At 73.9% G+C, this 26,219-nt stretch carries 24 protein-coding genes and 1 pseudogene; 12 read left to right on the forward strand and 13 right to left on the reverse strand.

The window, feature by feature from the left end; all coding sequences use genetic code 11:
• Window positions 1-155: 155 nt before the first annotated feature.
• Both C2142_RS33390 and C2142_RS33395 read right to left on the reverse strand, forming a co-directional pair.
• A complete protein-coding gene (locus tag C2142_RS33390; RefSeq protein WP_148646535.1) occupies window positions 156-362 on the reverse strand; it encodes a DUF397 domain-containing protein in 207 nt (68 codons plus the stop codon).
• Window positions 359-1,189, reverse strand: coding sequence for a helix-turn-helix transcriptional regulator (locus C2142_RS33395; RefSeq protein ID WP_162002612.1), 831 nt, complete (start codon window positions 1,187-1,189; stop codon window positions 359-361). The genes C2142_RS33390 and C2142_RS33395 overlap by 4 nt, the downstream gene beginning before the upstream one ends.
• Window positions 1,190-1,315: 126 nt before the next feature.
• Here C2142_RS33395 and C2142_RS33400 point away from each other — a divergent pair, with 126 nt between their 5' ends.
• From C2142_RS33400 to C2142_RS33410, 3 genes are all read left to right on the forward strand, one after another.
• On the forward strand, window positions 1,316-1,570 hold the full coding sequence (locus C2142_RS33400; RefSeq protein WP_162002613.1) for a hypothetical protein: 255 nt from the start codon (window positions 1,316-1,318) through the stop codon (window positions 1,568-1,570).
• Window positions 1,571-1,781: 211 nt separating this feature from the next.
• Complete coding sequence (locus C2142_RS33405; protein WP_162002614.1) at window positions 1,782-2,270, forward strand: NUDIX hydrolase; 489 nt, start codon at window positions 1,782-1,784, stop codon at window positions 2,268-2,270.
• 240 nt (window positions 2,271-2,510) lie between these two features.
• The gene (locus C2142_RS33410) at window positions 2,511-2,924 is read left to right on the forward strand and encodes a VOC family protein (protein WP_148646538.1); all 414 of its coding nucleotides are present in this window, start codon (window positions 2,511-2,513) and stop codon (window positions 2,922-2,924) included.
• A 120-nt stretch (window positions 2,925-3,044) separates the two neighbouring features.
• On the opposite strand, the gene C2142_RS33415 is transcribed toward C2142_RS33410, so the two are convergent.
• Window positions 3,045-4,226 carry an RNA-guided endonuclease TnpB family protein gene (locus C2142_RS33415; protein WP_148646539.1) on the reverse strand — a complete coding sequence of 394 codons (1,182 nt, stop codon included), beginning with the start codon at window positions 4,224-4,226 and terminating at the stop codon, window positions 3,045-3,047.
• A gap of 28 nt (window positions 4,227-4,254) precedes the next feature.
• On the opposite strand from C2142_RS33415, the gene C2142_RS33420 reads away from it, so the two are divergent.
• Window positions 4,255-4,473 (forward strand): hypothetical protein, encoded by a 219-nt coding sequence (locus tag C2142_RS33420; RefSeq protein WP_148646540.1) that lies wholly within the window; start codon window positions 4,255-4,257, stop codon window positions 4,471-4,473.
• Between the two features lie 204 nt (window positions 4,474-4,677).
• Window positions 4,678-5,502: a TIGR03619 family F420-dependent LLM class oxidoreductase gene (locus tag C2142_RS33425; RefSeq protein ID WP_241002925.1), complete on the forward strand. Its 825-nt coding sequence runs from the start codon at window positions 4,678-4,680 to the stop codon at window positions 5,500-5,502.
• Window positions 5,503-5,702: 200 nt separating this feature from the next.
• On the opposite strand, the gene C2142_RS33430 is transcribed toward C2142_RS33425, so the two are convergent.
• The 9 genes from C2142_RS33430 to C2142_RS33475 all read right to left on the reverse strand — a co-directional run bounded on the left by C2142_RS33430 (window position 5,703) and on the right by C2142_RS33475 (window position 15,622).
• A complete protein-coding gene (locus C2142_RS33430; RefSeq protein WP_148646542.1) occupies window positions 5,703-6,095 on the reverse strand; it encodes a hypothetical protein in 393 nt (130 codons plus the stop codon).
• Entirely contained in the window at window positions 6,088-6,951 is an 864-nt protein-coding gene (locus tag C2142_RS33435; protein ID WP_206671070.1) for a heavy metal-binding domain-containing protein, read from the reverse strand. Before C2142_RS33435 ends, C2142_RS33430 begins: the two co-directional genes overlap by 8 nt.
• Before the next feature lies 1 nt (window position 6,952).
• Window positions 6,953-7,825: a heavy metal-binding domain-containing protein gene (locus tag C2142_RS33440; protein ID WP_162002615.1), complete on the reverse strand. Its 873-nt coding sequence runs from the start codon at window positions 7,823-7,825 to the stop codon at window positions 6,953-6,955.
• 218 nt (window positions 7,826-8,043) lie between these two features.
• Complete coding sequence (locus tag C2142_RS33445; protein ID WP_148646544.1) at window positions 8,044-8,499, reverse strand: hypothetical protein; 456 nt, start codon at window positions 8,497-8,499, stop codon at window positions 8,044-8,046.
• 166 nt (window positions 8,500-8,665) lie between these two features.
• Complete coding sequence (locus tag C2142_RS33450; RefSeq protein ID WP_148646545.1) at window positions 8,666-11,236, reverse strand: FtsX-like permease family protein; 2,571 nt, start codon at window positions 11,234-11,236, stop codon at window positions 8,666-8,668.
• 108 nt (window positions 11,237-11,344) lie between these two features.
• The gene (locus C2142_RS33455; protein ID WP_148646546.1) at window positions 11,345-12,142 is read right to left on the reverse strand and encodes an ABC transporter ATP-binding protein; all 798 of its coding nucleotides are present in this window, start codon (window positions 12,140-12,142) and stop codon (window positions 11,345-11,347) included.
• A 163-nt stretch (window positions 12,143-12,305) separates the two neighbouring features.
• Window positions 12,306-13,634, reverse strand: a complete 1,329-nt coding sequence (locus C2142_RS33460) for a HAMP domain-containing sensor histidine kinase (protein WP_148646547.1) — start codon at window positions 13,632-13,634, stop codon at window positions 12,306-12,308.
• A 5-nt stretch (window positions 13,635-13,639) separates the two neighbouring features.
• Window positions 13,640-14,377, reverse strand: coding sequence for a two-component system response regulator CseB (cseB, locus tag C2142_RS33465; RefSeq protein WP_148646548.1), 738 nt, complete (start codon window positions 14,375-14,377; stop codon window positions 13,640-13,642).
• A gap of 378 nt (window positions 14,378-14,755) precedes the next feature.
• Window positions 14,756-15,622 (reverse strand): S-methyl-5'-thioadenosine phosphorylase, encoded by an 867-nt coding sequence (locus C2142_RS33475; RefSeq protein WP_148646549.1) that lies wholly within the window; start codon window positions 15,620-15,622, stop codon window positions 14,756-14,758.
• A 370-nt stretch (window positions 15,623-15,992) separates the two neighbouring features.
• Here C2142_RS33475 and C2142_RS33480 point away from each other — a divergent pair.
• Both C2142_RS33480 and C2142_RS33485 read left to right on the forward strand, forming a co-directional pair.
• Window positions 15,993-16,779, forward strand: a pseudogene (locus C2142_RS33480) (ABC transporter ATP-binding protein).
• On the forward strand, window positions 16,776-19,532 hold the full coding sequence (locus C2142_RS33485) for an FtsX-like permease family protein (RefSeq protein ID WP_148646550.1): 2,757 nt from the start codon (window positions 16,776-16,778) through the stop codon (window positions 19,530-19,532). Before C2142_RS33480 ends, C2142_RS33485 begins: the two are co-directional and overlap by 4 nt.
• 234 nt (window positions 19,533-19,766) lie before the next feature.
• On the opposite strand, the gene C2142_RS40750 is transcribed toward C2142_RS33485, so the two are convergent.
• Complete coding sequence (locus C2142_RS40750) at window positions 19,767-20,447, reverse strand: helix-turn-helix transcriptional regulator (protein WP_241002926.1); 681 nt, start codon at window positions 20,445-20,447, stop codon at window positions 19,767-19,769.
• Between the two features lie 1,159 nt (window positions 20,448-21,606).
• On the opposite strand from C2142_RS40750, the gene C2142_RS33495 reads away from it, so the two are divergent.
• The 5 genes from C2142_RS33495 to C2142_RS33515 all read left to right on the forward strand — a co-directional run bounded on the left by C2142_RS33495 (window position 21,607) and on the right by C2142_RS33515 (window position 26,219).
• Window positions 21,607-21,942, forward strand: coding sequence for a hypothetical protein (locus C2142_RS33495; RefSeq protein ID WP_148646552.1), 336 nt, complete (start codon window positions 21,607-21,609; stop codon window positions 21,940-21,942).
• A gap of 127 nt (window positions 21,943-22,069) precedes the next feature.
• Complete coding sequence (locus C2142_RS33500; RefSeq protein ID WP_148646553.1) at window positions 22,070-22,990, forward strand: hypothetical protein; 921 nt, start codon at window positions 22,070-22,072, stop codon at window positions 22,988-22,990.
• Complete coding sequence (locus C2142_RS33505) at window positions 22,990-23,595, forward strand: hypothetical protein (protein WP_148646554.1); 606 nt, start codon at window positions 22,990-22,992, stop codon at window positions 23,593-23,595. The genes C2142_RS33500 and C2142_RS33505 overlap by 1 nt, the downstream gene beginning before the upstream one ends.
• 120 nt (window positions 23,596-23,715) lie before the next feature.
• Window positions 23,716-25,455 (forward strand): peptidoglycan-binding domain-containing protein, encoded by a 1,740-nt coding sequence (locus C2142_RS33510; protein WP_148646555.1) that lies wholly within the window; start codon window positions 23,716-23,718, stop codon window positions 25,453-25,455.
• Window positions 25,452-26,219, forward strand: a complete 768-nt coding sequence (locus C2142_RS33515; protein WP_148646556.1) for an ABC transporter ATP-binding protein — start codon at window positions 25,452-25,454, stop codon at window positions 26,217-26,219. Before C2142_RS33510 ends, C2142_RS33515 begins: the two co-directional genes overlap by 4 nt.

A 26,219-nucleotide genomic window follows, 5' to 3' on the forward strand; every position in this document is an offset into this window, starting at 1 on the left:
CCGGTGCGGATGGGCGTGCGGGCGCGAGACGATCATCTCCCGGCAACTCGCAACTCCCCTGGGCGGGATCACCATCTCGCGTCGGTGCCCCGCCCCGCCCGCACGTGAGGACCCCCGCCCGGCAGCCGGTCGGGGGTCCTCACGTGCGGGCCGGGTCAGACAGCGCCGAACTCGCCGGCCTGGACGCCGGCGACGAACGACTGCCAGGCGGCGCGGGGGAAGACGAGTGCGGGGCCCTCGGGATCCTTGGAGTCGCGGACGGGGACGGCACCCGGGAAGCTCGCGGAGACCTCCACGCACTGACCACCGTTGTCGGAGTACGACGACTTGGCCCAGGACGCGCCGGACAGGTCAGAGTTCATGGGGCTAGCTCCTTCCGAGCCTTGTGGATCAGTGCCAGGGAGGCCGCCTTGGGCAGCGCTTCCACCACCAGTTGATCGTACTCTCTCTCCCAGGCCACGACCGTTTCGCGGGCTCGTTCGAGATGACCGCGAGCATGTGATTCGGCGTAACCGACGACCGTGCCATCAGGGAGATCCAGCAGGGTCACCGGCATTTTGAACGGCAGGTTCTCCCCCAGATGGAACGGCGCCACCTGGAGGGTGACGTTCGGCCGGGCCGCCAAGTCCGCGATGTGTTCCAACTGTTCGAGCATGACGGCCTGTCCGCCGATGGGCCGGACCAGGCAGCTTTCGTCCAGCACGGCATGGATCAGCGGAGGCTTCTTCCTGTCGAGCACGCGCTGACGCGCAGCCAGGAACTCCACTCGCTGCTCCGCCGCGGACTGCGTGATCGCCCCGCGCTCGACGGCCGCGTACGCCAGCGCCTCGGCATACCCGGGCACCTGGAACAACCCGGTGACGATCGTCAACGCGAACTCGCGCAGACGCCGGCACCGCGCCTCTGCGTCCGCGAACTCCGGGAAGCCCTCCAGCAGGCTGGCCTTCGAGTACCGGCACCAGAGTTCATGGAAGGTCCCACCGGTTTCGAACACCTCATCGGCTTTAACCGCGAAGTTAGAAGTTACGGCCTTCTTCGCTCTTTCGACGTACGACACCATCGCGTTGGAGTAACCCATCCGCCGCCCGAGCTCGGTCTGCGACCATCGCATGGCCCGGCGCGACCTGCGAAGTTCCGCACCGAAGCGGACGAGTGCTGATGAGCTTGCGTCAGATTCGCTGTGCTTCATGGTCGTTGCCCCCATTTAACCAGACGGAACGTTCAAGGTTAGACCCCTGGCCATCGTAGGCCAGTGGGGTCACCATGGCTACACCGGGTAAGAGATCCGGAACCCAGAGCTACCATCGGAGCCAACGTGTCCAGCTGCCCCCGCATGCCCGTCTACACGCCCAAGGTCGGCGAAATCGTCCGCGACCTCGCCCACCGGACCGCCGACGGGGAGCCCGCCGAGGGCGTCCACATGGAAACCCTCGCCGGCCTCGCCTACCTCCGGCCCGTCGGCGGCGGCTGCGAGTGGACCACCAAACCCGAACACGTCCAGCGGCTCGACCACCCTCACGACGTCACCGTCCAGCACCCCGGCAGGCCCCGCGCGCACGACGTCGCGTGAGCCCAACCCTCAGGCTCCTGACGACGGTCCTCGCCGTGCCCGCCCTCAGCAGCGGCACCGCCGCACTCGCCTGCCGACTGATCCGCGACGGGCCCCTGGCCCCGCGCCTTCTCGTCTTCGGCCTGATCCTCGCCACCGGCCTGACCGTCGGCCTCCCCACCTGCTACTCCCTCCTGCCGGCCACACCCGACCCCTCCCCTCGGAGCCCGACGTGCTGTACCCCCTCCCCGACATCCTCACCAACCCGCCCCGCCGCCGGCTCGACCACCAGGCGCTCGTCCTCAACTCCGACGGCGCCGTCCTCCTCCTCGAAACCACCCTCCGCAACGGCCACACCCTCCCCGGCGGCAGCGCCGAACGCAACGAACTCCCCCACCTCGCCGCCCGCCGCCACACCGAGACCCAGACCGGCCTCGTCCTCCCCCTGCGCACCCTCCTCGCCGCCGACCACACCGACGAACAACTCCTCCCCGAGGCTGTTCACTTCGTCTACTGGGGCGGCCGCCTCACCCGCGCCCAGGAGACCACCCTCACCCGCCACCGACCGCCCGACCACGTCCTCGGCCTGCACTGGGTCCCCGACACCCGCCTCGCCGACGTCATGACCACCGGACAGCACCGCCGCGTCACCCAGGCCCTCACCGCCCTCGCCCGCGGCGCCCACCTCCCCTTCCTCCTCCGCGGCATCCCCGCCCGCTAGTGCCCATCAGGCAACGTTCGCCCTGTTGTTCACCGCTCTGCGCGGCTACGCCCTGCGCCGCTACGCCCTCGACGGCACCGACCACGCCGGCCGCAGGGAGCAGGGCAGCGTGATCCGGCGGAACAGACGCCGACGAACGGCTACGCGACGTCGTGGCCCAGGGCGGACGTCGCCTGATGCCGCGCCAGTCAGGGCCTGTCCCAAAGTCCGGCCCAGGTGGCCCTGTGGCAAGATCGCGGGATGCTACGACTCACCGACTTCATTATCGACTGCCCGGACACGATGAAGCTGGCAGCCTTCTACTCCGAGGTGACGGGGCTCCCGGTCAAGGAGAGCAGTAACGAGCACTGGGCCGGCATCCAGTTCGGCGGGATCGAACTGGCCTTCATCCAGGTGGAGGACTACCGCGCCCCGCAGTGGCCCGACAGCGAGCACCCCAAGCAGTTCCACCTCGACTTCGAGGTCGACGACATCGAGGCCGAGCAGCACCGCGTCCTTGCTCTCGGCGCGACCCTGCAGCGGGACTGCATCGAACCCGACGGCTACGGCTTCCGCGTCTACACCGACCCCATTGGCCACCCCTTCTGCCTCTGCCGCAACAAGGGTGTCATCTGGACCGATCAGGGCCCCGTCTGGCCCAAGCACGACCAGTAGGCCGTGTTTCGAATTGACTGCTCCCCCGCCTGAGGGCGGGGGATTCCGCCTTCGTCTGGGGGATTTCTGACTCGGGCTGCATGGTGGCCCTGCGGACCACCGCGCCTGACGCCCTCAACGTCAGCCGGGTACGAGTCCAGCCCGGATGACCATCACGTGTGCGGAGTTCTTGTCCCTGGGGGAGGAGACTCCGCACGCGGTGCAGGTGTAGGTGCGCATTCCCAGCGGCAGTGCATGCTTGGCTCTCGTCATGCAGTGCGCGCAGTCCATCGTGGTGTGCGCGGGGTGTACGAGCCGGACGTCTCGTCCGTGCTTGCGGCCCATCTCGATCAGGGCGCGCTTGGTCACGCCGATGGCGGCGTCGGCGGCTTTCCTGGCCATGGTGGTCTTGGCGAGGAACTTCGGCTTGAAGTCTTCGACGGCTATCGCGTCGTGGTCGCGGACCACGGCCTTGGCCCACTTGCGGGCGGTGTCCTGGCGCTGGTCGGCGACCTTGCAGTGCAGCTTCGCCGCCTGGCGCTGCGCCCGGCGGTAGCCCTTGGATGCGGACTTGCCCTTCGGGGGCCTGCGCCGGGCCATGCGCCGCTGGTACTTGGCCAGCGCCGCGGCGGCGTTCCTGCCGTGTTCGGGGTGCGGGAGGTCATGCGCGTCACTGGTGGTGGTCGCAGTCTCCTTGACGCCCCAGTCGATGCCGATCACACGTCCGGTCGCGGGCAGCACTTCGGTGGTGGCGGCGACGACGAACGACGCCCACCAGTGCCCTACCGCGTCCCGGTACACGCGCACGCTCGACGGCACGGACGGAAGGTCGCGCGACCACACCACTGTCAGCGCGATGCCGCCCGCCAGGTGCAGGCGGCCGTCCTTGAATCGGAAGCCGCGCTGCGTGTAGTTCAGGCTCGGCAGAGCCTCACGCTTATTCTTCGGCTTCGGCATACCGGAGCGCCGACGCGGGGGCAGCTTCGCCTTGATGTCCTTCAACGCCTTCGCGCGAGACTTGGCGAAGTCCCGGATGATCTGCTGCTGGGGAACCGACGCGCCATCGCGCAGCCATGACATGGCGGCACGGGCCTCGGTCAGCATCTTGTCGAGCTGAGCCGGGCCGCACGTTACCTTGGCCGCGCCGTCGGGGCAGGTCCGGTTGAACACGCCGGCCTTACGGGACTGGTGGACACACTCGTTCCAGATCCACCGGCACCGGCCCCATTCGGCTTCAAGGGCTGCGAGCGCGGTGGACGACACGCGCAGGCGGTAGGTGTACCGGGCGTGGCCGGTCTCCCCCACAATCTGTGGTGTCGTCATGGTGTCATCCTAGCAATAGGATTGAGGCATGAATCAAGAAGCGCGCATCACGCTACGACTCCCCACCGACACCCACACCTGGCTGACCTCCCAGGCCAAGCGTGAGCGGAGGTCTCTCAACTCACAGATCGTCCACCTGCTGGAGGTCGCTCGCGGCTCCGCCTCTTCCGATACGCCGTATCGCCTTGACGGCGATACGGCTACCTCCGACCCGCTACGCGGGAAGCCGGATTCCTCCCCGGCCTGAAGGCCGGGGCATCCTCGGTTCATCCGGTGATCCGCTGCGTCCCGGCCGGGATGAAACGGAGGCGGTGCGGGGTTGGGTGTGGCGACAGGGCGGACGGGTGGTCGTCGTGTCGCCACCGGACTGCCACCGAAAGGCAACCTCATGCCCCCGCTGCGCCTCGGCGTCTCCCTTCAACCGCGCTGGCCGCTTGACGACGGAGCCGGCGTGCTCCACGCCGCCCGCCACGCCGAAGACCTGGGCTTCGATCACGTCGCGGTCGGCAATCGCCTCCTGGACAGCGGGTTCGGCCTCGACACGGATCCGCTTGTTCTGCTGTCGGCCGTCGCAGGGGCGACGACGCGTCTGCGGCTGCTGACGTCCGTACTCGTCGCGCCGTACTACCCGGCGCTGGTGCTCGCCAACCAAGCGGCCACTCTGGACGTCGTCTCCGGCGGCCGCCTGGTCCTGGGCGTCGGCACCGGCTGGAACCCGGACGAGTTCGCTGCCGTCGGCGTACCCGCCCGTGAACGTGGTGCGCGGACCGACGACCACCTCGCCGCCGCCAAGGCCCTGTGGACCAGGCGCCCCGCAGACTTCGAGGGGCCGTTCACGACACTGCACGGGGCGCGCCTGGGAGTGCCTCCGGTCACCGCCGGCGGTCCGCCCGTGTGGGTCGGCGGCCACAGCGACGCCGCCCTGCGCCGTGCGCTGCGGTTCGGCGACGGTTGGTACGGCACCGGCGCCGACGCCGGGGAGGTCGGCGACGTCCGGCGCCGCCTGCACGGCCTCGCCGGCGACACGGGGAACGCCGACCGCCTGACGCTCGCTTCAGCCGCGTTCCTCACTCCGCCCGGCATCCCCGCGGTGGTTGCGCCACCGGGACGACCACTCGGTGGCGCTGCACCCACCGCGGCGAGCGTCGCCGCCGACCTCAGGGAGCTCGCCGAGGCAGGGCTTTCCGCTTGCACCCTGTGGCTGCCTGTCGCGGCTGAGCATGTCGGAGAGGCGATGGAGTGGGTTGCAGCCGAGGTCGCCCCGCGACTCACCTGATGCCGTGGCCGGGGAGGCCGCCGGGTTGATCGAGCTGCCGACTTCAGGGCTGCCAGGCGTTGGCGGCGCCCTCGTGGCTCCACCGCGCCGGTGGCGCACCGAGTTGGTGCTGCCACAACACCGGCCCGGCCGCCTTCGGCCGGCGGCGACGGCCGGCCCCCGGACGCGGGGGTCGGCGGCGGTCAGACCGGCCGGACCGGTCAGACCAGGAAGCGCTCGATGGCCTCGCGGGCACGGGCGTTCGAGGCCGCGACCTCGGCCAGCGACCGGGCCAGGGCGTCGATCCACTCGTCCAGGCCCACCTGGCGCCGCGAGAGCACGATGCCCCGCACCTCGTGGCAGATCTCCCCGGACACCCGCCCCCGGTCCATCCGCAGCGAGAGCCGCTGCTCCCCGAGCGCGACGTCCAGTTCGGTGACCGATCCCTCGCGCCCGGCCATCCGGTCCGTGACGGAACGCCTGCGCTTGACCCGTACGGCGCCGGGCGGCAACGAGTCCGCGAGGTTCGCCGACAGCACTTCGGCGTAGAGGTTCAGGTCCGCGCTGTCCCGGCGCAGCGCCGCGGCCAGCAGTTCCACTTCGGTCTCAGGCATCGAGGCTCAGCACCATGGTCGGCCGGTCGATGACGTGGTCGTCGCGAAGCGGGCGCACCGCCGTCCCGATGGCGAAGAACTCGGTGGTGTGCGACCCCCAGGTGTGCGAGTGCTGCCGCAGCTGGACCGCCACGATCCCCTCGGCCTCCAGGGCCTTCCCCTCCGCCTGCATGCGGCTCATCGCCAGCTCGCGTGCGTCGTAGAGCGCCTGGGTGAACTGCTCGACCTCGACGTTGCGACCCGCGTTGCCCAGTGCCTGGGTGAAGCCCTGGTGCGCCACGTGGTAGACGCAGGACCCCATGACCATGTCCAGCGGTGCGTATCCGGCCCGGATCAGCGTCCAGAAGTCCTGACCGGACAGGTCCGAGGTGAACGGCTTGCCCTTGTTGTTGAGCCAGGTCCCGCCCGGGCCCGGGTCCGCGCCGTCCGCCTTGACCGCCGTGCCGACCGCGATGAACTCGGCGATGTCCGAGCCGAACTCCTTGAACTCGATGTCCAGCCGCACCCCCACGATCCCGTCCGCCCCCAGGGCGCTCGCCTCCGCCTCCATCCGGCCCATCGCCAGCTCGCGCGCGTGGTACATGGCCTGTGACAGCTTGGTCAGTTCCTGGTTCTTCGACCACCGGCCGAGCTGGATGCCGACGTGGTAGACCGAGGAGCCGAGGACCAGGCCGAGCGGGCGGAAGCCGGCCTCGCGCACCAGCAGGAACTCGTTCACCGTCAGGTCCGAGGTGAAGAGCGAGCCCTTCTCCCCCGGCCGGAGCTGCGCAAGCCGCCGCATCGCGTCCTCGGGTACGCCCTCCGCAGCCGGCTGCGCGGCTCCCCCGGTCAAGTCCCGCCCCGTTCGCTCGGTCATGTCAGCGCTCGCGCTCCAGTCTCATGATGGTCAGTGGCCTGGGCCCGGCGGGCCGCCCGGAGCGGCCGAACCGGGCGATGGAGGTGCCGATGAGGACCGCCTCCGCGCTGAGGTCGCGCGAGTACCCGAACCCGGGGCACTCGCTCTCGCTCACCGTCAACTCCACCTCGTCCACCACCACCCCGTCGCCGCCGTGCTTCGCGGCGTCGAGGGCCAGCTGGTTCCGGGCTTCGTGGCGGACGTGGTTGATCAGCTGGGTGTAGCCGTCGACCTCCTGGTTCCCGGCCGTCCACCGGATCCGGCGGGAGGTGCGCCAGTCGTCGTGCCGGATCGCGAGGGCGATGCCGAAGGCGAGTCCGGTGGGAACCCATCCGGTGTGGATGAGCTTGGCGAAGTCCTGGCCGCCCAGGTGCGACGTGAAGGGCAGGTGTGGCCGGATTCGCGAGCGGGCCCGGACGGCGGTGCCCCACGCGGTGAACTCCAGACCCCCCGCCGGGAACGCCTCGATCCGCAGCTTCACCCCGACGATCCCGTCGCCGCCGAGCGCGCGGCACTCGGCGACCGCGCGGGCCAGCGCCAGCCTGCGCGCCCCGTACAGCGTCCTCACCAACGGCGCGAAGGACGACTCCCACGCCGAGGACGGCGCCTTCACGCCGTCTTCGGCCGACCACGCGCCGGGACAGCCCCAGACGCCGGTGTACCCGATGGTGAAGACGGCCGTGCCCAGAACTTGTCCGACCGGATCGAACCCGACGCCCTTGACCGCCGCGAACTCCTCGGACGACAGCGTCGAGTCCCAGGGGTTGCCGGCCCGGGACTCTGCCGTCCCGTCGGCAGCGGCCCCCGGCGGACCGGCGTCTCGTCGGTGTGTCATCGACTCCCGTGCCATCGTGCTCCCGGCTCACCGTGCGGATCGCGTCGCCGTTCGGCAGCTTATGTCATCAAAGTGATCGGCGGAACGGTGATCACGAACTCCAACGGCTCGTCCCGTCCTGGCTTCTGAGTGCGCGTTCGAGCACGCGTGTGACTACGCGTTCGGCGCCTTCGGGCGGCAGCGGGCGGGGGCGGCCGCGGCCCTCGCGAAGCGCCGTCTCACCGGGCCCACGGTTGCAGGGCGCTCCAGGTGCCGCCGGCCGCCGCGAAGACGAGTTCCGACCCTTCGAAGACCTCCTCGGCACTCGCGGGCCGCCCGGCACCGAAGCGTTCGGCGCAGAGATCCACCTGCAACAGTCCGTCGAAGTGCGTGAATTGCGGCGGGTCGTAGAGGACCCAGCTGAACGCGACGCTCTCGTCGATGCGAAACCGCTGCACGTCCACGAGGTCCAGGCACACGGGCTCCCAACGCAGCTCGTCGCTGACGACCCTGGCGTCGATCACGAGCCTGACGAGCCGTCCTCGTGCCGCCCGGGCACCGTACTCCTGGTCGAGGATGACGCGACGGAGGCAGGAGTCACCGAACTCGTAGCGCGCCAGCAGGGACGCGATTCCGTCCTCGTTCAACGGATACGGCCCGAGCCTGCGCTCCGGCACCGCTGTGGTGGGCTCCACTGTCCTCCCTCGTCGACGCCGCAAGCGTAGGAGGCGGCCCCTGTTCCGGTGTCACCGGGCCTCGCGGACGGACAGCTCCCCGTCGACACGATCGAGCGCGGGCTCTGACGCCCCTGCAGCCCCGCCGGGGGGACGGCGGGGCTGCACGGGGGCCTCCGGCCGGGCGTCACGCCTCCGCGACGGCCTCCAGCGGGCTCAGCGCGGCCGCCCGGCGGGCCGGGACGGCGGCGGCGGTCGCGCCGACCGCGAGGGAGAGCGCGCACACGAGGAGCAGCGTCCCCCAGGGCAGCACCAGCGCGTACTGCTTCATCGCACCGTTGGCGAGCGCGCCGACCGCCCAGGCTCCGGCCAGTCCGCCGGCCAGGCCCAGGAGGGTGCCGAACGCGGCGACCATCACCGCCTCCAGCCGGATCATCCGCCGGATGCCGGCGCGGTCCATGCCGACGGCGCGCAGGACGCCGATCTCGCGGGTGCGTTCGGCGACCGACATGGCCAGGGTGTTCGCGATGCCGAGCGCGGCGATCACGACGCCGATGGCGAGCAGCCCGTACATCAGGGTCAGCAGGTTGCCCATCGCGCCCGCGGCCTCGTGGACGAGCTCGGGCCGGTCCTGCACCTTGACCAGCGGGTTGTTGCCGACGGCACCGCGCAAACGGTCCCGGGTGGCCGCGGAGACCGCACCGGGTTCGGTGCGGACGAGGACCCGCTGGACGGAGCCGGGCTTGAAGGCGCTGCGCTGGACGTCGCCGCGGGCGCCGAGCGCGTCGTGCGCGGTCGGGTTGTCCCGGTAGACGCCGACCACCGTGTACCCGGCGAAGTCCTGCTCCCAGCCGAGGCGGGCGCTGACCCGGCCGCCGGTGGTCACGCCGTTCTCCCGGGCGACGGTGCTGGAGAGGGCGATCCGGCCGGGCCCGAGGTCCTTGGCGGAGCCGCTGACGAAGTCGAGCCTCATGACGTCGTCCACGGTGCCGGGGTCGACGCCGGAGACGTCCCGGACGCCGCCGCCGATGAACAGGGCGGAGTCCGCGACGGCGCTCGCCGTCCGCACGCCGGGGGTGGCGGCCACCCGCTGCACCGCGGCCGGGTCGATGCCGGTCGTGGTGGTGCCGGTGCTGATCACGTAGTCGGCGCCGAGGCCGGCTGCGGCCTGGCGGTCGAGGGCCCGCCCGGTGGATTCGCCGATGACGGCGAGGCCGGTGACCAGTGCGGTGCTGATCAGCAGGGTGGCGGCGGTGGCGGCGGTGCGCCGGGGGTCGCGCAGCGCGTTCTGGCGGGCGAGGTGGCCGGTGATGCCCATGCGCCCGGCCGGCCGCCCGGTCAGCCGGATCACCGGGACGGCGAGGATCGGCGCCAGCACGGTCAGGGCGACGACGAGGGCGCCGCAGCCGAGCATCGCGCTCCGCAGGTTCTCCTCGGAGGCGTCCTTCGCCCCCGTGAGCGGGACCAGCAGGCCGACGCTGGCGGCGAGCAGGCCCAGACCGGCCGCGGCGCGGGTGCGGAACCGGCCGGTCGCCGGCTGCTGGGCGGTCCGCAGCGCCTCGATCGGCGCGACCTTCGCCGCCCTGCGGGAGGGCAGCCAGGCGGCGAGCACGGTCACGCCGACCCCGACGAACAGCGCTGCCGCGACCGGCCGGGCACCGATGACCAGGGGGCCGTGGGGCAGGGCGTCGCCGTCGGCGCCCAGGACGTCCGGCAGGACGGAGGCGATGCCGAGGCCGAACAGGAAGCCGGCCGCCGAGGAGGCGAGGCCGACCAGGAAGGCCTCGGCGAGGACGGAGCGCACCACCTGGCGGCGGGAGGCGCCGATCGCCCGCAGCAGCGCGATCTCGCGGGTGCGCCGGGTCACGAGCATGGTGAAGGTGTTGACGACCAGGAACGAGCCGATGAAGAGCGACACCCCGGCGAAGACCATCGGCGTCTTCCGGTAACCGCGGGTCAGGGTGTCGACGTAGACGGCCTGCTGGGCGGCCTGCGCCGCACCGGTGGTGGCCTCGGCCCGGCCGGCCGGGAGCAGGTCGGTGACCCGGCGGGCGAGCGCGTACTGGTCGGTGCCGGGCGTGGCGGAGAGGTCGATCGCGGTGTAGTGGCCGGGGGTGGCGAACAGCTGCTGGGCGGTGGCCTTGTCGAAGAGCGTGAGGGTGCCGGCCGCGGTGACGCGGGTGTCCTCGGTGGTGACGATGCCGGTGAGCCGCTTGGTCATGGCCGGGCCGTCGGTGGCCAGGGTGATCGTGTCGCCGATGCGGTAGTGGCCGGCGGCGGCGGTGCCGCTGTCCACGGCGATCTCGTCGCCGCCGGACGGGGCGCGGCCCTCGACCAGGGGGTGGCGGGCGTCCTTGCCGTCCTTGCCGGGCAGGTAGGCGGCGGCGGGGTTCGCCCCGGCCCTGACGCGCAACGGGCTGCCGTCCGCCGCGTTCAGGGCGGCCTGGCCGTCGGCGGAGGGCCGCACGGCGGCGACGCCGGGCACGGCGGCCAGTTTCCGTACGAGCGCGTCGTCGAGCGCGTTGTCGAGCGCGCCGCCCCGCTGGTCGGCGGCCGCGCCCGGCGGGGGCGCCTTCGCCGTCACGGTGACCGCGACGTCGGCGAAACTTCTCGACGCCGCGGCGCGGTAGGCCGCGGCGGTCGAGTCCGCGAAGACGAGGGTGCCGCAGACGAACGCGACACCGAGGCAGACCGCGAGGACGGTCATGACCAGACGGGCCTTGTGCGCCAGGACGTTGCGCAGGGCTGTTCTCAGCATGGGCGGCTTTCGAGGAGGTCCGGAGGGTGGATCCGCGGAGGGAGGTCCGGGAGTGAGGTGAGGTCCGGGCGTGAGGTCCGGGAGGGGCTGCGGGGCGCTCCGCGCGGCTCAGTCGGTGCAGGCGGCGGCCTCGGAACTCCCCCCGGAGAGGCGCAGCATGACGTCGAGGACCCGGTCCGGCGTGGGGCGCGTCATCTCGTCGACCAGGCGGCCGTCGGAGAGGAAGACCACGCGGTCGGCGAACCCGGCGGCGACGGGGTCGTGGGTGACCATCACCACGGTCCGGCCCAGCTCGCGCACCGAGTCGCGCAGGAACCCCAGGACCTCGGCCCCGGCGCGGGAGTCGAGGTTGCCGGTCGGCTCGTCGCCGAAGACGATCGCGGGCCGCGAGGCCAGGGCGCGGGCGACCGCGACGCGCTGCTGCTGCCCGCCGGACAGCTGGGCGGGCCGGTGGTCGAGGCGCTGCGAGAGGCCGACCATCGAGACCACGCGGTCCAGCCACTGCCGGTCGGGGCGGCGTCCGGCGATGGCCAGCGGCAGCGTGATGTTCTCCAGCGCCGTCAGGGTCGGCAGCAGGTTGAACGCCTGGAAGACGAAGCCGACCCGGTCACGGCGCAGCTGGGTCAGCTGCCGGTCGCCCAGCGTGCCCAGCTCGGTGGTGCCGATGCGCACGGAGCCGGAGGTGGGCGAGTCGAGGCCGGCGGCGCAGTGCATCAGGGTCGACTTGCCGCAGCCGGAGGGGCCCATGATCGCGGTGAACTCGCCCTCCCGGAAGCCGATGGTGACCCGGTCCAGGGCCACCACCCGGGTGTCGCCGCTGCCGTAGACCTTGGTCAGGTCCGTGGTGGCGGCGGCGATCCCGGGCGCCGTGTGCGGCGTGTACGGGGCAAGGGGGTCGGTGAGCACGGGGACTCCTCTTCGGGTGCGGAAAGGTGCACTTCGAAGGGTGTCCGGGGAACGTGTCGGGGCCTGGGCCGGCGTGTATCGGCGTCCGCGCCGCTTCGTAGCAGTTCTGTAGGGGGACGGCCGGTGGGCCCGGGGCGCCGCCGGCGGTCGGTCAGGCGGTCGGTCAGGCCGGCAGGCGCAGGGTGGCGACGGCGCCGCCGTCCGGGGCGTTGTCCAGTCGCAGCTCGGCGCCGAGCAGCCGGGCCTGTCCCAGGGCGATGGTGAGGCCCAGGCCGTGGCCGGTGCCGCGCCCGGTGGCGCCGGTGTGGAAGCGGCGCGGGCCGTGCAGCAGCAGGTCCGCCGGGAAGCCGGGGCCGTGGTCGCGCACGACGACCGTGGGGCCGTCGACGGTGACCCGCACCGGGGCCGCCCCGTGCCGGTGGGCGTTGATCACGAGGTTGCCGACGATCCGTTCCAGGCGGCGCGGGTCGGTCTCCACGGTCGTGGCGTCCCGTGCGCCGCCTCGTGGGCCGCCCCGTGCGTCGGCGGCCTCCGCCGCTTCCGCGGCCTCCGGGGTCTCCGCCTCCGCCGCCGTCACGACGGTGACCTCGGTGGCGGGGCCCGTCCGTGCCACGGCCTCGGCGACCACGGCACCGAGCGGCACCCGGGCGCGGACGGGCTGCTCGGCCCCGGCGTCCAGGCGGGAGATCTCCAGCAGGTCCTCGACCAGGCCGCGCAGATCACGGACCCGGGCCCGGAGCAGGTCCTCCGTCTCACCGGGCGGCAGCAGGTCGGCGGCGGCCAGCAGACCGCCGACGGGGGTGCGCAACTCGTGGGCCACGTCCGCGGTGAACCGGCGTTCGGCGTGCAGGCGCCGGCCGAGGCTGTCGGCCATGAGGTCGACGGTGGCGGCGATGTCGGCCACCTCGTCGTGGCCCTCGGTGGGCCCGGTGCGGGCGTCGAGGTCCCCGGCGCTGATCCGGGCCGCGGTCTCGGAGACCCGCCGCAGCCGGCGGGCGACCAGTCCGGCCCCGTAGACCGCCAGCGGCACGGCGGCCGCGAGTGCGGCCAGCGAGGCGACGGTCATGGTCACGTCGAGCCGGTGCAGCCCGTAGAGCTCCGGACTCATGTTGACCCGGACGGCCAGCACCGGGCTGCCCGGGCCGCCGGTCCGCTGGGCGGCCCAGAAGCTCGGCCCCAGGTTCCCCTCGACGCTTCCGTCGTAGGCCGTGTGCCGGTCGCCGTCGGCGGGGTGGTGCAGCGGGGCCGGCAGCGCGGCCGGGTCGAGCTCGGCACCGTCGGCCAGCGCCCCGGTGCGCCGGTAGACGTCCATGGCCGAGTACACGGTGTTGAACGCCTGGGCCTCGGCCCGGTCCCGGATGTCGTGCGCGGTCCACAGGTGGACCAGCGCGCCCACCGCGGCCGCGACCAGGCAGGCCGTGACCGCGGCCAGCGCGGCGATCTTCCAGCGCAGGGAGGCGCGGACCGGCCGCAGCCGACGGAACGTTCGCACCGGTGTCAGCGCCTGAACTTGTAGCCGAAGCCGCGGACCGTCTCGATCCACTCGCGGCCCAGTTTCCTGCGCAGCCGCTGCACGCACAGGTCCACGACCCGGCTGTCGCCGTCCCAGCCGTACTCCCAAACGTCGCGCAGCAGGGTGTGCCGCTCCAGCACGACGCCCGGGTGGGCGGCGAACTCCAGCAGCAGCTTCAGTTCGGTCGGGGTCAGCGCCACGGGGCTTCCGGCGAGGGACACCTCCATGCCGGCGGTGTCGATGACCAGTTCCCCGAAGACGAGCACCTCCTGCGGGGACGGCGGCGGCCCGTCCGGGGCCTGCCCGGGTACGGGGGCGGGTGCGTAGGTCGCCCGCCGCAGCAGCGAGCGGATGCGGGCCACGAGCACGTAGGTGTCCACGGGCTTGACCACGTAGTCGTCCGCCCCGGCCTCCAGCCCGGCGACGACGTCGAGGCCGTCGCCGCGCGCGGACATCATCAGCACGGGCACCAGACTGGTCTCCCGGACCCTGCGGCAGAGTCCGATCCCGTCCAGCCCGGGGAGCATCACGTCCAGGATCAGCAGGTCGAAGGGCTCGTCCCGGAAGTGTTCGAGCCCGGTGAGCCCGTCGGCCGCGGCCCGCATCTCGTAGCCGTAGCGTTCCAGGGCGACGGTGAAGGAGTGGCGCATCAGGTCGTCGTCCTCCACCAGCAGGACGCGGACGGGGCGTGGGGCGGCCCCGGCCGGGGCGGACGAGGACACGGGCAGGGTGCTCCTGTTCGGACCGTTCGGGTGGGGCGCCGCCCGGCCGCACGACTGGCACGCGACCGGCGGCGCGAAAGGAACGATACGGCAGACACCGGGCACGGTGGCCTGGCCACCCGAAGGGGCCCGCGGCCCCGCCCGCACCCCTCCCCCACCCGCAAACCCCCAGGTCAGCCTGGTCGACAACGACCCGGGCAGGCCGGGGCGGTGCCCCGCCCGGGCCCCTCCGCCGCGGCCGCGGCGCACCGGATCGACGGCCGGCCGAGCGCTACCTGATACCCGCCGGATACAAACTCGGCGAGCGGCGGGCCTCACCGGCCGACCCTTCCGTCGACGCACTCGCGCAGCAGGTCGGCGTGCCCGCAGTGGCGGGCGTCAGACGCCGGGCAGGCCCGTCGTGAGGCCGTCCAGGGTGTGCGAGCAGATGCAGTCCCGGGTGGCGGGCAGGCCCTCCAGCACCTTGAACAGCACGGTGCGCAGCCGGTCCACGTTGCGCCCGAAGACCTCCAGCACCTCGGCGTGGGTGACGCCCTCGCCGCTCTCCACCCCCGCGTCGAGGTCGGTGACCAGGGCCATCGAGGTGTAGCAGAGGCCGAGTTCGCGGGCGAGGGCGGCCTCCGGGTGGCCGGTCATGCCGACCACCGACCAGCCGTTGGCGGTGAACCAGCGGGACTCGGCGCGGGTGGAGAAGCGCGGGCCCTCGATCACCACCAGGGTGCCGCCGTCGACCGGCTCCCAGGCGGCGCCGCGGGCGGCCGCCAGGGCGGCGTTCCGGCCGACGGGGCAGTACGGGTCGGCCATCGGGACGTGGACCACCTCGGGCAGCGAGCCGTCGGGCAGCGGGAGACCGTCGTAGAACGTCTGCGCACGGCCCGAGATGCGGTCGACGAACTGGTCCGGGACGAGCAGCGTGCCGGGGCCGTACTCGGGGCGCAGCCCGCCGGCCGCGCAGGGCCCGATCACCTGCCGGACGCCGAGGGCGTGCAGCGCCCAGAGGTTGGCGCGGTAGTTGATCCGGTGCGGGGGGATCCGGTGGCCGCGGCCGTGCCGGGGCAGGAAGGCGACGGTGCGACCGGCCACGTCGCCGAGGAACAGCGAGTCGCTGGGCGGGCCGTACGGGGTGTCGACGGCGACCTCGGTGACGTCGTCGAGCAGCGCGTACAGGCCGGAGCCGCCGATCACGCCCAGCTCCGCGCGCGGGGCCCGGCCGGGCTCGGTGTGATGGGCCGTCACGTCCGCCATGTCGATCAACCTTTCCTCAGCTGTACCGGGCCCGGCCAGCGTAGGCGCACGACGTCCGCGGCGGACCCCCCGATTGATATGTCGGCGGACTGCATATACTTTTCCCTGGCAGGTGCGGTATACATACTGGGTATGCAGGTCCGACCCGGCCACGGCGAACCCCGCCCGCCGGTCCACGGTCCTTCCGCCGTCGCACCCGGTCCACGGCCGGGCGCCGCGCCACACCGCCGTGCCACCTCGCCGTGCCACACACCACCGCGCCACGTCGGCGTGTCACGTCGGCGTGCGCACCACTCCGTGCCACATCGCCGTGCCACACCACCGCGCCACGCATCAGAAGCGCCGTGCCACCTCCAGAGGAGGAACACCCATGCCTCAGACCAGTCCCAGCAGGAGCGCCAACACGCCCGTGCTCCACCTCGACCACGTCACCCGGGTCCACGGCCGGGGCGCCGCCGAGGTACAGGCACTGCGCGGGGTCGACCTGAAGGTCCACCCCGGCGAGTTCGTCGCCGTGATGGGCCCGTCCGGCTCCGGCAAGTCCACCCTGCTCTCCCTCGCGGGCGGCCTGGACAGCCCGACCGGGGGTCAGGTCCTGGTCGAGGGCGTCGCCCTCGGCGGGCTCAGCCGCAAGAGGCTCGCCGAAGTCCGCCGCCGCTCGGTCGGCTACGTCTTCCAGGACTACAACCTCATCCCGGCGCTCACCGCCGCCGAGAACATCGCCCTGCCTCTCGAACTCGACGGCGCCGCAGGGCGGACGACCCGGCGCAGGGCCGTCGCCGCACTGGAGGAGATGGGCATCCCTCGCCGACCGCTTCCCCGACGACATGTCCGGCGGCCAGCAGCAGCGCGTCGCCATCGCCCGCGCCCTGATCGGCGACCGCCGCCTCGTCCTCGCCGACGAGCCCACCGGCGCCCTCGACTCCACCACCGGCGAGGCCGTCCTCACCGTCCTGCGCGCCCGCTGCGACGCCGGCGCCGCCGCCATGATGGTCACCCACGAACCCCGCCACGCCACCTGGGCCGACCGCGTCGTCTTCCTCAGCGACGGCCGGATCGTGGACGAGAGCTTCGGCCGCAACGCCGACTCGCTGGTGCAGACCGCCGCCCGCCACGGCCGCGCCCACCGGCACGAGGGGATCGAGGCCACCCGATGAAGCTGCGCTCACTCGGGGCCACCCTGCGCATCGCCCGCCGCGACGCCCTGCGCGCCAAGGGCCGCAGCGCCCTCGTCGTCGCCATGATCGCGCTGCCCGTCCTCGGCGTCACCGGCGCCGACATCGTCCACCGCAGCGGCCAGCTCACCCCGGCCGAACGGGCCGAACGGCTGCTCGGCGGGGCCGACGCGTACCTCACCGCCTACGCCCCCGGCAGTACCGTGCACCAGCTCCCGTTCGCCGACGACGGCGCCTACGCCGTCGCTCCCCGGGAGGGCCAGGCCCCGACGCCGGAGCAGGCCCGCGGCGCCGGCACCGTCCCCGCCGACCTGCTCAGGGAACTGCTGCCCGGCGCCACCCTGCTGCCGGCCGGCCCCGGGCCCACCACGAGCGCCGCGTCCCGGCACGGCCTGCTCCAGACCGACACCGCCGAGGCCGACCTCACCGACCCCGCCTGGAAGGGCCGGATCACCCTGGTCGAGGGCCGCGCGCCGAACGCCCCGCACGAGGCCGCCGTCACCCGGGCCTTCCTCGACGAGTCCGGGCTGGGCATCGGCTCGACCACCACCCTCAAGGGGCTGGAGAAGACGCCGTTCACCCTGACCGGCGTGGTGGAGCACCCCGGTGACCTCGGCAAGGTCGAGTTCGTCGGCCGCCCCGGCGAGGTCGTCGAGCCGCTCACGGCCCTGGCCCCCGCCGCCAAGGCCCCGACCGGGCTCTCCGAACAGGCCACGACGAAGGCGTCCTGGCTGGTCAAGGCCGAGGCGGGCAAGCCGCTCGACTGGGCCGGCGTCCAGCGGCTCAACCAGTACGGGTTCACCGCCACCGCGCGCACCGCCGTGCTCCACCCGCCCGCCGACGCGGAACTGTCGTACCGCCCCCAGAGGTTCAGCCTCGACGACTCCCCCCGGAAGAACGCCGCCGTGGTGGCGGCCACCGTCGCCGGCATGGCCCTGCTCGAAGTGGCCCTGCTCGCCGGGCCCGCCTTCGCCGTCGGCGCCCGCCGCTCCCGTCGGCAGCTGGCCCTGCTCGCGGCCGGCGGCGGCGACCGCGGGCACGTCGCGGCCGTCGTCCTCGGCGGCGGCCTGGTGCTCGGTGTGGCCGGCGCGGCCGTCGGTGTCCTCGGCGGCACCGGCCTGGTCGCCGTACTCCGGCCGTGGATCGAGGAGACCGCCGGCAACCGGTTCGGCCACTTCGGCCTCCGGGCCACCGACCTCGCGGCGATCGGCCTCGTCGGCCTGGTCACCGCGCTGCTCGCCGCCGCACTGCCGGCCCTCCAGGCCGCCCGGCAGAGCGTCACCGCCGGGCTCACCGGCCGCGACACCGTCAAGCCGCCGAGCCGCCGGACCACCGCCCTCGGCGCCGTGCTCTTCATCACCGGTGCGGCCACCGCGCTCCTCGCCGTGGGCACCAACGACGGCACCGGCCGCGGCATCGCCGTCTTCGCCGGCCTCGACCGGATGACCCTGATGGTGCTGGCCGGCTCGGTCACCGCAGAACTCGGCCTGCTCGCCCTCACCCCGCTGCTGGTCTCGCTCTGCGGCCGGCTCGCCCGCGTCCTGCCGCTCAGCGGCCGGCTGGCCCTGCGCGACTCCGCCCGCCACCGCGGGCGCACCGCCCCGGCCATCGCCGCCGTCATGGCCGCCGTCGCCGGCTCGGTGGCCGTCGGGCTCTACACCGCCAGCACCGAGGCGCGGGACCGCGAGACCTACCGCCCGCACACCCCGGTCAACGCCGTCACCCTCGCCGTCACCTCCGGCGACCCGCAGCTCCCCCGGCTGCGGTCGGCCGTCGAACAGGACATGCCCGGCCTCGGCGAACGGGCCGACCTCTCCCAGGCGTTCTACTCCTGGTGCCAGGGCTGCTCCAGCGAGGTGACCGTCAAGGGCGGCGTCCCCCGGGTGGGCGGCGTCCCCGGCCTCAACACCCTCGTCGTCGGCGACGCGGCCGTCCTGCACAACGCCTTCGACCTCCGCGACCCGGCCGCCGACCAGGCGCTCGCCGCGGGCAAGGCCGTCGTCTTCGACGCCTCCCGGATCCACGACGGCAAGGTGCTGCTCCAGCTCACCGGCGGGTTCACCAGCGCCCCCCAGCCGGGCTCCACCCCGGGGCAGGACATCAAGGAGATCGCTGTCGGCGCCGTCCTGGTCGACGACCCGGCGGCCGCCCGCTACGGGGCCGGCGTCGTCGGCGCCAGGACGGTCGAGGGCCTGGGCCAGGGCGTGACCGTCAAGCCCGTCGGCGCGGTCTGGCTGCCCGCTGCCGCACCCGACCACCGGTCGCAGCAGCGCGCGGAGGCCACCACCGACCGGCTCGCGCCGATGGCCCAGCTCAGCGTCGAACGCGGCTTCCAGCCCAAGGGCGACCTGCCCACCCTCGCCCTCACCGGCTTCGCCGCGCTGGTCGTCCTCGGCGCTGCCTGCATCGCCACCGGCCTCGCCGCCGCCGACTCCCGGCGCGACCAGGCCACCCTGGCCGCCATCGGGGCACCGCCGGGGATCCGCCGCCGACTCTCCGGCGTGCAGTGCGCGGTGATCGCCGTCCTGGGCGCGGCGCTCGGCACCGTCAACGGGTTCGTGCCGGCACTCGCCCTGCTCAGGACCCGGGCCATCGACTACCCGGGCGCGACCAACCCGGTCGTCGTCCCCTGGGGCGAGATCGCGCTCACCGCGCTGGCCGTCCCGCTCCTCGCGGGGCTGCTCACCGGCCTGTTCACCCGCTCCCGGGCCACGCTCACCCGCCGCCTCGGCTGACACGGCGGGCGGGGCTGCGGCCGAGGCCCGTCAGGCCCGGTGGCGCTCCCGGGGAATCCCCGGGAGCGCCACCGGGCCGAAGCCGTGCCCGGGCAGGGTGCTTGGGCCCGGTGCGGGCGGTGCGAGGTGGTGCGGGTCGGCGTGTGCGGCGCGAACTCCCTTGGCTGCAGCGGAGCAGAGCTCTCACCACGCGCCACCGCAACCTGACGTGACGTGACGTCACATCACGTCACGTCACGGAGTGGCCTCGGTCAGGCCGTAGAGCAGGTTCAGGCACTCGGAGATGGTGTCGCGGTACAGCTCGGGGCGGGCCAGCATCACGGTCGTGGCCAGCCGCAGCGCGGGCCGCAGACCGGCCAGGGCGTCGGCCGGCAGCTCCACGACCCCGGGCTCCGGCCCCACCGGCCCCGCCGGCACCCCCGCACCCGCACCCGTTCCCGTTCCCGCACCCGTGCCCGGCGCGCTCCACCGGCCGAGGCCGACGCGGAGCCGGCGCAGCGCGGCCGCCACGTCCGGGAGCGTCGGGTCCGCGTACGGCGGCGGCTGCCGCGTGGGCGGCCCGGCCCAGGAGGGCCCGGGCCGGCCGGGCGGGCGGGCCGGGAGCGGGGCGGGCGTGGCAGCGGCCCTGCACGCCTCGGCCGCGGAGGCCGCGGCGTGCAGGGCGGAGGCCTCCGCCCCCTGGAGTTGCAGGGCCTCGACCAGCCGCCGGACGGTCTGTCCGCGAGGCCGGCTGCGGTGGCGTTCCAGGTTGCTGATCGCGCGGGCGGTCAGCCCCGAACGGCCGGCCAGTTCCTCCTGGCTCAGCCCGGCGCGCCGGCGCTGGAGCCGCAGCAGCCGGCCGAAGCCGACCGGCCGGGCGGAATCCGCCGTCGCGGCCGGGTCCAGGAGGGCGAGGCCGGCCAGCAACCGGTTCAACTCGGCCTCCGTCAAAGGGCGAAGGGCCGGCTCCCCCGGTGACTCCGGCTCCACGGGAACGCCGGGCTCCGCCGAGGGTTCCACACCCTGCGCCACCCCCTGGCCGGCCTCCGGTTCCCCCCAGGACGGCGGCCCCGGTTCCGGCCCCGGTCCCAGCCCCGGCTCCAGCCCCGGTGCCAAGCCGCCGGAGGCCTCGACCCCGCGCGCCGCGCGGTGCAGTGCGGCGGCCTCGGATTCCGGCAATTCCAGCGCCTCGACCAGTCTTCGGACGGTCTGCCCCCTCGGGCGACAACAACAGCGCTCCAGGTTGCTAATCGCCCTGGCGGTGACCCCCGAGCGGTCGGCGAGTTCCTCCTGGCTCAACGCCGCCCGCCTGCGCTCCAATCGCAGCAATGGCCCGAATTTATCCGCTCTTCGACTCATAGAAGTTCCCCCGTACTCCCCCGTGAAAATTGCCGTGACCGCGCGCGAACTGTCGGCCGGATTCCCCGTCCGACCCCGCCACACGGCATACGTACGCAACTCTGCACCGCGATCCCGCGGGACGCGCCCGTGCTCCACCGCTCCGGAGGCCGACCGTTCGCCGGCCGGACCGCCTCTCGCCCGCCGGGCCCGGTGGGGCTCGTGGACGTGCGACCGCACGGACGGCCACCTCGGTGCGGGGGCCTGCGGCGGAGCGGGATCAGGGTGCCGGCGATGGTACCGGCGGACCGATTCTGCCGCATGATGACCCGTCAGTGAAGGACGATCCGGCATCACGCCGGGGCTGGCGCCCACGAACGACCGGCCCGCGGACCCGGCGGGAGGGCTGCCGGGACTCGGCCGGGAACGCCGGCGCACGGACGGCCACGGGCCCCGCGCACCCTCGTTGCGGACGGATCGCCCCGCCCTGTCCGGAATTTCCGCCCACCCGGAATTCTGCGAAGCCGGATTCCGGTACTGCACCGGAAGTTTCCCCGAATTTTCGCCGGTCCGGTCCGCTCTTCCGGTCAACTTCTGGAGGTGCTTCCTGTTCCTGTGCTTGAATGCCCGGCAGGATCAGTGCCGTGCGAACGGCTGCTGATCACGGGCAATTCGATCGGCGGAGCCGTCCGCCTGAAAGGTTCGACCCGCCGTCCGGCCAGGGCGGCGGATTCTCTCGTAACCATCAGGAGGAGCAATGCGGAAGATCGCGACGGCGGCCGCCGCCGGACTGCTGAGCCTCGGCGCCGTCGGTGCCGGTGCGGGCGTGGCCTCGGCCGGCAGCTGGGGCGGGTACGACACCCGCGACGGCGGCGTGGCCCTGCGCACCTGCGCCAACACCAGCTGCACGCTTCAGGGCCGCGGCTACTCCGACCAGTCCGCCTGGATCTACTGCTTCGTGACCGGTCAGAACATCAACGGCAACACGGGCTGGTCCTACAAGGACCACTACCTGGCGAACGGGTCCTACTGGGCCACCAACTACAGCGCCAACAGCTACATGTGGGCCTACAACACGACGTACCACTGCTGATCGCCCCCGGTCGGTAACGGCACAGGGGCGTAGCAGCCAGGGGCCACCGCGGGGCGAGCACCCGCGGTGGCCCCTGGCGGGTCGTCCGGGCCCGGACACGAACGAGATGTAAGGACGGAGACCGATCATGTTCCGTGGTGCGCGACTCGGCCGCCTCTGCCTGGCCGCGAGCGCGGTGCTCCTGGCGGCGGCGTGCAGCAGCAGCTCGAAGGACGGCGGCTCGGCCACCGAGAAGATCCCGGCGCCGGCCATCCCCGCCGTCCTCACCGAACCGGCCGACGGCGCCGCGGTGGCCCTGCCGCTCGACGGCTACGGCATCAGCTCCGGCGACAGCCTCCTGTTCGTCCAGGCCCGCGAGCAGGCGACCCGGACCTGCATGCAGGCCAAGGGCTTCGACTACACGCCCGCGGCGGCCGGGCAGAAGCCGCCGCCCCCGCCGATCGACTCCGAGCGGCTGGGCATCCTCTCGCTGGCCGCGGCCAAGCAGACCGGCTACCACCGGCCGCCGCCGTCCGCGGGGGGCGGCTCGGTGGTCACCGCCGAGGGGCGGCCCAACGAGTCGCCCGAGTACGGCAAGGCACTCAACGGGGACATGCGCCCCGGCGGGCCCACCGCCGGCACGACGGCGGACCGGGGCTGCCACGCGGCGATGGACCGGCAGCTCGCCGACGCCAAGATCCCGGAGGCCAAGAGCGACCTGGTCGGCGACCTGCGGGCGCAGGCGCACAGCCTCACCGGTGAGGACACCCGGGTCCGGGCCGCGCTGGACGCCTGGAGCAGCTGCATGAAGGGGCTCGGCTACCAGTACCAGACCCCGGTGGACGCCAGCGCGGCCGCCTGGCCCGACCCGGTCGGCCAGAAGGAGCGGGACACCGCCACCGCCGACATGGGCTGCAAGACGCAGGCCAAGCTGCTCGCCACCTGGTACGCGGTCGAGGAGGGCTACCAGAAGGCGCTCATCGCGCGGAACGAGTCCGGGCTCCAGGCCGTCAAGGACGCCGCCGCCCAGCGGATGGCGGTCGTCAAGAAGACGCTGGGGGGCGGCTGATGGCCACCTCCGGCGGACCGGCCGGGACCGGCCCGGCAGCTACCCGCCCGGCGCAGGCCGGTCCGGCGCGGGCCCGCAGGCTGCGCGCGGTGACCCTGCCGCTCGTCGCGGCCGTCCTCGTGGCCGCCGGGGCGTCGGGCTGCGGCAAGGACTCCGGCCAGGACGCGGCCGCGGGCGGGCAGCCGAAGTGGACGGCCGAGCAGGACACCGTCCGGAAGGACTACCTCGCCTACTGGGAGAGCCTGTTGCAGGCCAACGCCAACCCCGGCAAGGACGGTTCCGGCGCGGACGGCGCCGGTCTCCCGGAGCGCGCGGCCGGCAACCAGCTGGCCCAGCTGCGGCAGAACCTCCAGGCCCTCGGCACCCGCAACCTGGTCGCCAAGGGCCCGGTGGACCACACGGTGCGCGGGATCGAGGTCCGGGCGCAGACCGCCGCACTGGAGGACTGCGTCGCCGTCCGGAAATGGCTCCAGTACGACGCCGCGTCCGGGCAGCAGGACCCGGGCCAGCTGGTCGACCGGCCCAACCAGCTGGCGCACTACACGCTGGCCCAGCGGGACGGCCGCTGGCTGGTGACGGACAGCCAGGTCCTCGGTCCCTGTTGACCCGGCCGGCGGGCCCCCGTCTCCCCGGGGCCCGCCGGCCGGACCACCAGGTCCAGCGGGGAGACCAGGTCGTTGGGAGACGGTGGGTTGTTCGGGCGCGGCAGGAACGGTTCCGGCTCGGTGGGGCCGGTCGAGGAGAGCGCCGACGGGGGCGCGGGGCAGGACGCGGCAGCCGGCGGCGAGGGGCAGGACGCGGTACTCGGCAACGAGGTGCCGGAGGGCGCCGGGCCGCCCGGCCGGTCCCGGCTGGTCCGGCGGCGGCGGGCGTTCCTCCTGGTCGCCGCGGTGGCCGCGGTGGTGTCCGTCGGCGGGCTCGGCGCCGCCTCGCTGGTCAAGTCCCCCGCCGACCGGGCCGCGGCCACCGACCCGCCGCCCGCGACACTGATCACGGCCACCGCCGGGATGCAGGTGCTGAACCCCTCGGTCGTGCTGCGCGGCATGGTCTTCCCGCCGACCCAGTACGACGTGCTGCCCTCGGCCTCCTCGGCCGACGTGAAACAGCTCTACGTGTCCGGCCTGCGGGTGAAGGCCGGGGACCAGGTCGCCGCCGGGCAGCAACTGGCCGAGGTCTCCGGCCGGCCGCTGTTCGTCCTGCCCGGGCCCGTCCCCGCCTACCGGGACGTCCGGCCGGGCGACACCGGCCCGGACGTCGCCGAGGTGCAGGCCGCCCTCGCCGGGCTCGGCTACCGGACCGGAGCGGACGCCTCGGGCACCTTCGGCGCCGGCACCAAGCAGGCCGTCAAGGCGTACTACGAGCACCTGGGCTACCCGGTGCCGACCACCGGAACGGCCACCCAGCAGGCGGTGGACGCGGCGCGCAAGGCGGTGGACGCCGCGAAGCAGACGGTGGACGCGCTCACCGCCCAGAAGTCGGCGGGCACCACGGGCGGTTCCGCCGGCACCGGCACGACGCCCACGGGCACCCCCTCGGCCGGCACGACCTCCACCGGCACGACCGGCACGACGCCCACCGCGCAGAACACGGGCGCGCCCGGCGGCAGCGGCGGAACGGGCGGCACGGGCGCGCCCGGCGGCACCGCCGGCGCGGGCGGGCCGACCGTCGACCAGCAGCTCGACGCCGCGAAGAAACAGCTCACCGCCGAACGGGACACCCTCGCCAAGGCCGAGGCGGTGAACGGTCCGATGCTGCCGGCCGCCGAGGCGGTCGTCCTGCCCACCGTCCCGGCCACCGTGACGGCCGTCAACGCCGCCGTCGGCTCCCCCGCCACCGGCGTGCTGCTCTCCCTGATGAGCGGTCAGCTCGGGCTCGTGGGACAGCTCACGCCCGGCCAGGCCGCCGGGGTGAAGCCCGGGATGACCGTCGAGGTCCTCGCCGAGGCGGGCGGCGGCGCCAAGCTGACCGGCACGGTCGCCGGGCTCGGTGCGCAGACCACCGCCGCGCTCTCCGGCAGGGTCGTCCCGATCGGCGGCGGCGGGGCCGGAGGAGCGGGGGGCGGTGGTTCCTCGGGCGGCACCGGCGGATCGGGCGGTTCTGGCGGTACCGGAGGTGCGGGTGGGTCGGGCGGCTCCCAGTCGACCGCCGGGGGCGGAGGCGGCGGCGTCGCCGCGTACATCCCGGTGACCATCACCACCCAGGGCCCGATCCCGGCGGAGCTCAACGGCCAGAACGTCAAGATCACCGTGCTCAAGGGCGACTCGACCGCGCCGGTGCTGGCCGTCCCGGTCGCCGCGGTGTTCACCACCTCGGCCGGGCGCACCGCCGTCACCAAGGTCGACGCCGCCGGCACCCGGACCAACGTCACCGTCACCACCGGCGTCGCCGACCAGGGGTTCGTGGCCGTCACCGCGGCCGAGGGCGGCACGCTCGCCGCCGGCGACCAGGTGGTGGTCGGCCGGTGACCGCCCCCGCCACGACGCCCGCCACCACCGCCACGGCGCCGGTCATCCGGCTGCGCGGCCTCGGCCGCAGCTTCCCCGGCCCGCCGCCCGTCACCGCCCTCCACCCCGCCGACCTGGCCGTCCACTCGGGCGAGTACGTCGCCATCACCGGCCCCTCCGGCTCCGGCAAGTCCACCCTGCTGCACCTGCTCGGCCTGCTCGACACCCCCACCGCCGGCAGCTACGAACTCGACGGCATCGACACCGCCCGGCTCTCCGACCGCGACCGCTCCACCCTGCGCGGCCGCCGGATCGGCTTCGTCTTCCAGTCCTTCCACCTGCTCGCCCACCGCACCGCCGAGGAGAACGTGCAGCTCGCCCAGGTCTACAACCGCACCCCGCGCACCGAACGCGGCGCGGCCGCCCGCGCCGCCCTCGCCCAGGTCGGCCTCGTCCACCGCACCCACGCGCTGCCCAGCACGCTCTCCGGCGGCGAGCGCCAGCGCGTCGCCATCGCCCGTGCCCTGGTCAACCGGCCCAGCCTGCTGCTCTGCGACGAGCCCACCGGCAACCTCGACTCGGCCAACGCGGCCGCCGTGCTCGCCCAGTTCGACGAGCTCCACGAGCAGGGCTTCACCCTGCTCGTCATCACCCACGACCCCGCCGTCGCCGCCCGTGCCCAGCGCACCGTCCGGATCGCCGACGGCCGCCTCACCGAACCCGGGCGCGAACCGGCGGTCGTCGGCCCGGCCGGCAGCGGTCCGGTCGGCAGCGGGGAGGCCTGA

It is taken from the genome of Streptomyces sp. CB01881 (genome assembly GCF_002953255.1).
Taxonomy (GTDB): Bacteria; Actinomycetota; Actinomycetes; order Streptomycetales; family Streptomycetaceae; genus Kitasatospora.